Annotated in this window: 5 protein-coding genes and 1 pseudogene; 3 read left to right on the top strand and 3 right to left on the bottom strand. The window is 35.8% G+C overall.

Annotated elements, in window-relative coordinates; all coding sequences use genetic code 11:
• Positions 1-35 precede the first annotated feature (35 nt).
• Positions 36-836, bottom strand: coding sequence for a DUF4931 domain-containing protein (locus JCM6256_RS06780; protein WP_025080987.1), 801 nt, complete (start codon positions 834-836; stop codon positions 36-38).
• A 160-nt stretch (positions 837-996) separates the two neighbouring features.
• Between JCM6256_RS06780 and JCM6256_RS10015 the strand changes: the two are divergent.
• Positions 997-2,192, top strand: a pseudogene (locus JCM6256_RS10015) (L,D-transpeptidase family protein).
• A gap of 100 nt (positions 2,193-2,292) precedes the next feature.
• A complete protein-coding gene (locus tag JCM6256_RS10700; RefSeq protein ID WP_169787503.1) occupies positions 2,293-2,451 on the top strand; it encodes a hypothetical protein in 159 nt (52 codons plus the stop codon).
• Between the two features lie 43 nt (positions 2,452-2,494).
• Here JCM6256_RS10700 and JCM6256_RS06765 read toward each other — a convergent pair whose 3' ends face one another.
• Positions 2,495-3,988 (bottom strand): peptide MFS transporter, encoded by a 1,494-nt coding sequence (locus JCM6256_RS06765; protein ID WP_025080986.1) that lies wholly within the window; start codon positions 3,986-3,988, stop codon positions 2,495-2,497.
• Positions 3,989-4,159: 171 nt separating this feature from the next.
• On the bottom strand, positions 4,160-6,691 hold the full coding sequence (locus JCM6256_RS06760; protein WP_025080985.1) for a M1 family metallopeptidase: 2,532 nt from the start codon (positions 6,689-6,691) through the stop codon (positions 4,160-4,162).
• A 192-nt stretch (positions 6,692-6,883) separates the two neighbouring features.
• On the opposite strand from JCM6256_RS06760, the gene JCM6256_RS06755 reads away from it, so the two are divergent.
• Positions 6,884-7,246: an aggregation-promoting factor C-terminal-like domain-containing protein gene (locus tag JCM6256_RS06755; protein ID WP_025080984.1), complete on the top strand. Its 363-nt coding sequence runs from the start codon at positions 6,884-6,886 to the stop codon at positions 7,244-7,246.
• The last annotated feature ends 62 nt before the right edge of the window (positions 7,247-7,308 follow it).

Genomic DNA, 7,308 nt, shown 5'->3' with positions numbered 1-7,308 from the left:
AAAAAATAGAACCTTATGCAGGTTCTATTTTTTCATTATTCTATTTTAGAGTCATTATCAAAAAATTTTCTAAAACGATGAGCTTCTTTATCCAACGTGAGTTCATCATTTACTTGTGATAATTTATAACCAACAAAATACGGTGGTGCATTAAAGCGCGTAATTAATTTTGCACAAATTCCGCCATCTTCACGTGGATAAAAGAAAAGATTATAAGAGTCGCAACGCCCGTTATACATGATGTTAAGCATATATTTTACACCACTTTGAATCCAATCTGCCCATAAATCCAAGTTCTCTTTTTTAAGAGTGTTGATATTTAATTCTGTATAACCTTGAACTGGATGCTGAGCAATATTAACTTCCACATCAGACTCATTAAATAAGGTTTCGCCCTCGAAATTATTTGGGTAGATATACTTATAGCCTTCTTCTTTTTCAAGGCCGACAATCTGCATATGGGGATGAATCAAAGAACCTCCAGAATGTGGTCCAAAGTTTTTATACCAGAGAACTGAGCGATACTTATTGCTACTATTCATTTCTTCAAAGCAATTTAACGCAAACTTTATCATTTTGCGATTATGTTCTTTACCGTATGTGGCAATATCGCCATTATGATCATGAGACTCAATTAGAACAGTTTGAACAGTATCGCGCAAAGTCGGAAATTTATTATGAAGCCAAATTATATCGCCCTCTTGCTTATAGATATCGGTTAAATGTTCTACATCACAAAATGGACAAATTTTTTTAGTTTTAGGTTTATCTTTTCGATATGACTGCGGTTTTCCCTTAGCAATGCTCATTTGAAACACAATTGGATCATTAGTCATGCAGATTTCTCCCTTCAACTCACTTCAATGTATTATAATAGAAATGTTAATTTTTATGTTAGAAAAGTTGCTCATCTTTACTAATATAATTATTGATGATAAACTTTCTAAAGCAAACATTCATTCGCAAAAAGAAAGAGTTAAAAGTTGGGTAGATAATATGCAATCTAGACAAAATTTAAGAAAACGCAATAATCGAAATAATCTATATTTGGTTATTGCTGGTGTAATTATTGTAATTGCAATTATTTTTGGAGTAGTAATCCATAACAATCGTGTTGCAAGCGAAGCTAAAGCCAGAAAATTTGCAACAACTCACTTTAATCCAAATGTGAAAATTTATGGAGTCAAAGTTGGTAAATTAACTGTTAACAAGGCAACTGATAAAATTAACGAAAAAGCTAATAATACCGTCCGTCTTGATAATGACAAAATTATTTTTAGTCGCGATCCTCAAGTTCAAACCATTACTAAGGATCAAGTCAAAAATTACTTTGACAAACAACATACAGATTTACCAAGCAAAAACAAATACAATTACAAATCAAGCGAATTATCAACAGCACAAAAGAAACTTAAAGCTGTTAACAAAGCTGTAGTAACTTACAATGTTGGTGGTAAAAGTTTAAGCTTAAAGCTGATGATTTAATCGATAAAGCAAGCTACAAAGATGGCAAATACAACTTTGAAGACGTTGATAAACTTACCGATAAAATGAATGAAATCGATAAAGAAGTATCAACCCTTCATAAGAGCTACAAATTTAAGGTTCCTGCTGGCAAAACAATTACGGTAAAGAATGAAAGCTACGGTTGGGGCGTTTATGTTAAGAAGGCCAAAGCAGCGGTAGAAAAAGCCTTTATGGATGGTACTAAGACTGTTGATGGTAAAGATTACATTTACGGCTTAGGATACAGTACTTATGCCCACGGTTATGGCAAGAGTAACAATGGTATTGGCAAGAATTACATTGTCGTTTCAATTAAGAAGCAAGAAGTTTGGGTCGTAAGAAAAGGAAAAGTTGTGGTTCATTTGAATGACGTTGTTACTGGTACTTATACCGGCGGCAAAGGCAACAGAACCCCTACAGGTGTTTGGTACATTCAATACAAAGAATCACCAAGTACACTTCGTGGTACCAACGATGACGGTTCAAGTTATGCATCAAAGGTTCAATACTGGATGCCATTTACTTTAAGTGGTTGTGGTTTCCACGATGCAAGTTGGAGAAACGATTGGAGTAAAACAGCTTATCTTCGTGGTGGATCTCACGGATGTGTAAATATTCGTCCGAGTGAAGTTCACAGTGTTTGGGCTAACGTTGCCAAAGACGATCCAGTTATTGTTTACAACTAAAAATAATAATCAAAAGATCAACTCTCTCGAGTTGATCTTTTTTCATGTTCAAAGTGTTATACTTTTCCTTAGCTTAACTAGATAGGTAAGGAATCAAAATATGGTTATAATTGGAATAATTTGTTTAGTAGTTGCCGTTATTTCTGCTTTAAGAACATTGAATAATGGCGACGACAAGAAATGGCAGAAAAGCTTAGCAATTGTCTTCTTAATTCTAGGTCTAATCATCATTATCTTTTCAGTTATTGCTAGACACTAAAAAATAGAGCTCAAATGAGCTCTATTTTTTTACTATTTATTTTTTAATTTATTCCGGCCATTAATGAGTGAATTTTCTTACTAAAGAAGAACATCACAATACCGAATACCACACTGACAATACCAATAGCCAAGAAATATGGTACTTCTGTTGCGGAAGAATAATACTTAACAATCTGTGAGTTAACAGCTTGACCAACAGCATCTGCTAAGAACCACATACTCATCATTTGAGATTTAAATGCTTGTGGCGCAAGCTTAGTTGTTACAGATAATCCAATTGGAGAAATCAACATTTCAGCAATTTCAACGACAAACCATGAACCTACAAGCCAGAACGGACTAACTCTGCCAGAAGTTCCGAATAACCAACCTGGAACAGCCATTAAAACATAAGATAAACCAGCAAAAATCAAACCAGCAGCAAATTTACTTGGTGCACTTGGTTGATTCTTCCAATTTTCCCAAAGCCAAACAAAGAATGGGGTCAAAATCATAATAAAGACAGGATTCAAAGTTTGGAAGTTTGCGGCAGCAAAATGCCAACCGCCAATATGCAAAACAGTTCTTTCTTGTGCGAACAATGCTAAAACAACTGAACCTGATTCTTCAATTCCCCAGAAAATTGCGGCAGCAATAAAAAGTGGAATATACGCCCAGACACGTGAGCGTTCGGTCTTAGTAACTTTAGGACTGCGAAGCATAGCAACAAAGTAATAAACTGGAATCGCAATTGCTAAAATAGTAATCAAAGTAATTACGTTATCAATATTCAAAGTATTAGTTACTGCCATTATTACAAGAACAATAGCTAAGGCAACAACACCCCAAATTATTTTCACAATAATTTTATGTAAATCGTTTTTATCAATTGGGTCATTAGGTACTAAACCTTCAGTTGATAAATATTTTTTACCGTCAAAGTAATATTGAAGCAAACCAAAGAACATTCCAATAGCAGCAAGTGAAAAACCTGCATGGAAATTCATGTGGTTTCCAAAAGCATGAACGCCAAAACCATTAGCAGCCCAAGGAACAAGCCATGGTGCAATTGCAGAACCTAAATTAATACCGAAAACAAACATACTGAAACCAGCATCACGTCTACGATCTTCAGGTGAATAAAGGCCACCAACCATGTCAGAAACATTTGGTTTAAGCAAACCTGTTCCGGCAACAATGAAAGCAATTGAGACATATAACGCCGCAACACCCATTGGTAATGCCAAAACAATATGCCCTAACATAATTAAGACACCACCAAAGAAAACTGTTCTTCTTGGTCCCCATACTCTATCTGAAAGCCAGCCACCAACAACAGTAGAAAGATATACAAGCGAACCATAAATAGACATAATTGAGGCAGCTGTTACTTGACTCATGCCTAAACCGCCGGCAGTTACTGCATAGTACATGTAGAAGAGCAGAATAGCTCTCATGCCGTAGTAACTGAATCTTTCCCACATTTCAGTGAAGAATAAAGTTGACAAGCCTCTAGGTTGTCCAAAGAAGGCTGTATCCATATTCTTTTTACTCATTTAATAAATTCCCCCTTAATAGGTTTATTCTCATGTGAGCACGAATAACTAATTTTATAATTTTCTTAATGTTTTCGTCAAGTTTTCATATACGCAAACACTTGAATTGTACAAAAAAAGAGCAATCTTTTTACAGATTTGCTCTTAAAAAAATTAATTTTTATTTAGAAATTAATTTAAAGCATTAGCAACTGCTTCATTTACAGCAGAAGCTTCATCCTTAATTAATTCCACTCTAGTTTCAATAACTTTGGTATCCATCTTAATTTCACGGCTTAAAAGTTGAATATCAAGTTTTGGTTCAAAGAATTTCTTAAATTCAGCAAGACGTTCTGGAGTTCTGAATACGCGAGAAATAACTGTAATGTAAGTAGCAAATTCCATATCGCCACCAACAGTTTTATCAAGCCAATCCCAGTCTTCTCTAATCCAATCCCAAGCTGCTTGTTCACCTTTATGGTTAGAAAGCATGCCTTGGAACCAGCCACGTAAGTCTTGAGGCTTTACAACATCAGCATTTTCAAAGCAATCAATGATCTTCTTAATTTCTGCAGGATCGCCTGTCTTAGTAATAGCTGCACGAAGGTCTGCCTTGTAAGCAGCTTCAGCTGTGGTTTGATATTCCTTGATTAATTTAGAAATTAAATCATCAGTGCCATAGTTCTTAACTTCATTAATTAAAACGTATGGACGAACATCAGCATTCATTGCATTTAAGTTGTCTTTATGTTCTTCATACAACTTGTGAGCAGCCTCGATTGAATCAGCGTTACCTGCATAAATACTTGCGCTTAATTCGTAAGGACGGATTTGAATGTCATCATCACTTTCACCCTTCTTTGGCATCCAACCAAGACGAGCAACTTGAGCAGCTGACAATTTATCATAAAACTTCTTCAAGTCTTTTTCTGCATCTGAATCTGGGTCAACAAATTGACGCAATTTAGCTGCAGTAGTGTACAAAGCATTGATTACCAATGCAGACTTAGAATCAGCAAACTTAGTAAGCAAAGGAACGATAGTTGCGTAAGAAATTTGTTTACCTTCAGCAAGCAAACGAAGATCTTGCAATAATTGCAACTTAGCAATTGGATCTAAGTTATCAAGTTCTGACATAATATCGTTCATTAAAGTTTCGTCATATTTAACGATAAAGTGTGAGCTATTGCCTACATTCAAGCGTAATGGATGACCTGCTTTAGCACGCAATTCCTTGTAATCACCAATATCAAGTTCCTTATCAGCCATAATCTTAGGAGCTTCAAAGTTAGCATTCAAAGGAATTTGCCAACTTCTGCCAATATCCTTGCCTTCACCAATAAAGAATTGCTTTTGACTTAAAACAAGGTGACCATCTTCATTAATCTTAGCCGTAACAACTGGATAACCAGGTTGCTTAAGCCAAGTATGCATAATTGAAGCAATATCCAAGTCAGTTGCAGTTGAAAGTGCATCCCAAAGATCATCGCCCGTTGCGTTGCCGAACTTATGATGGTCAAAGTAATACTTAAGTCCCTTACGAAGAGCATCATCACCAAGAAGAGCACGAACCATTACAAGCATTCTTGAGCCTTTAGCATAAACAATCGCACCGTCAAAGGCGGAATCAATATCAGCAGGATCATTAATATCCATTTGAACAGATTGTACACCGTCAGTGGCATCTCTAGTAAGCGCCATTGGAGCTTCAGTAGTTTGGAAAGTTTCCCAAATATGCCAATCAGGTTCTAATGCTTCAACTGACAAGTATTCCATCATATTAGCAAAACTTTCGTTAAGCCATAAGTTATCCCACCATTTCATAGTTACTAAATCACCGAACCATTGGTGAGCAAGTTCATGAGTAACAACAGTAGCAACATATTTCTTCATTTCAAGTGAAGTGTTGTCAGGATCTAACAAAAGAGCTGATTCACGGTAAGTTACTAGACCCCAGTTTTCCATTGCACCGGCACTAAAGTCAGGCAAGCCTAATTGCCATGAATGAGGAAGTGGGTATTTAGTTTGGTAAAATTCTTCGTAAAATTCAATTGCACGTTTTGCAATATCCAAAGCAAAGTCTAATTCCTTAGCCTTGTGAGCCTTAGTAGCAAATACGCCAACTTTTACGCCGTCCTTAGTTTCAGTCATCTTAGATTGTAATTCACCAAAGGCAAATGCTACTAAGTAACTAGACATGCGAACAGTTTCTTCAAAATGGTGAACGCCATCTTCTACGCTAGTTTCTGGCATGTTGGCAAGAGCAATTTCGCCTGGCTTTTCATCCCACTTAAGTGACAAGGTGAAAGTTGCCTTAGCTTCAGGTTCGTCAACACATGGGAATGCTTGGCGAGCAAAAGTTGTTTCAAATTGCGTACCAATAATTTGCTTCTTTTCGCCATTAAGTTCGTAATATGAAGGATAAATTCCCATCATTGTGTCAGTTAATGGAGCTGTATAATCAATTGCAATTGTAGTCTTGCCAGTTCTACCTAAGTTAATCTTAATTGCTTCATCTTCATCGCTAACTTCAAAAGGAACTTCCTTACCGTCAGCACGAACGGATGAAACCTTCATGAATTTTTGATTAACTAAAACTGTATCTTCTTGTGCTTCACCAGTAATGGTTGAAGTACCACTAATTTTTTTATCTGCACGCTTAACATCAATGAAAAGATCATAATGTTCAGGGTGTAATGTTTCATAAAAACGTTTTACGGCCATCAAAATACCTCCTAAATGGACTAGATTTCCCTTAAATTTTATCAAAAAAGTGCTTTTGTTACATTAAAAAGGCAACATTACTTAGATTGTAAGAGTTGCGTGGTCGTTTTGTAACATTGTTGTCACATTCTACTTGTAATATATGAAGCATAGTAATTAAGAAATATTTAAATTTTATAGGGAATGAAAGAAATAATGAAAAACATTAAATCTACTTTAGTTAAATTATTAGCCGCTGTTGCAATCGCGTTTGTTGCCGTTGTCAGCGTTCAAACTTTTACTTCAAACAACTCTGCTACTCAAACTGTTCAAGCTGCTAGAAAGCTTTCAAAGAGAGAAAAAGCTGCTAAGCGTTGGATTGCAATGCGTGAATCAAGTGGTAGTTACACTGCTAGAAACGGTGCTTGTTACGGTAAGTACCAATTAAACATTGCTTACTTACACGGCGATTTATCACCAAAGAACCAAGAAAGAACTGCTGATAACTACGTTTACGGTCGTTACGGTTCATGGGTTAATGCTAAGCGTTTCTGGTTAGCACACCACTGGTACTAAAATTAAACTTAAGTCATATTCCCAAAAATAAAATATAAAAAATAACGGTTAGAGTCATTTAC

This window comes from Lactobacillus hamsteri DSM 5661 = JCM 6256, assembly GCF_000615445.1.
GTDB classification, from domain to species: domain Bacteria; phylum Bacillota; class Bacilli; order Lactobacillales; family Lactobacillaceae; genus Lactobacillus; species Lactobacillus hamsteri.
This window is presented reverse-complemented; position numbering and strand designations above follow the sequence as displayed.

Coding starts and splice junctions, on each gene's coding strand:
- JCM6256_RS10700 (WP_169787503.1), top strand. CDS start 2,293: ATGGTTATAATTGGAATAATTTGTTTAGTAGTTGCCGTTATTTCTGCT.
- JCM6256_RS06760 (WP_025080985.1), bottom strand. CDS start 6,691: ATGGCCGTAAAACGTTTTTATGAAACATTACACCCTGAACATTATGAT.
- JCM6256_RS06780 (WP_025080987.1), bottom strand. CDS start 836: ATGACTAATGATCCAATTGTGTTTCAAATGAGCATTGCTAAGGGAAAA.
- JCM6256_RS06765 (WP_025080986.1), bottom strand. CDS start 3,988: ATGAGTAAAAAGAATATGGATACAGCCTTCTTTGGACAACCTAGAGGC.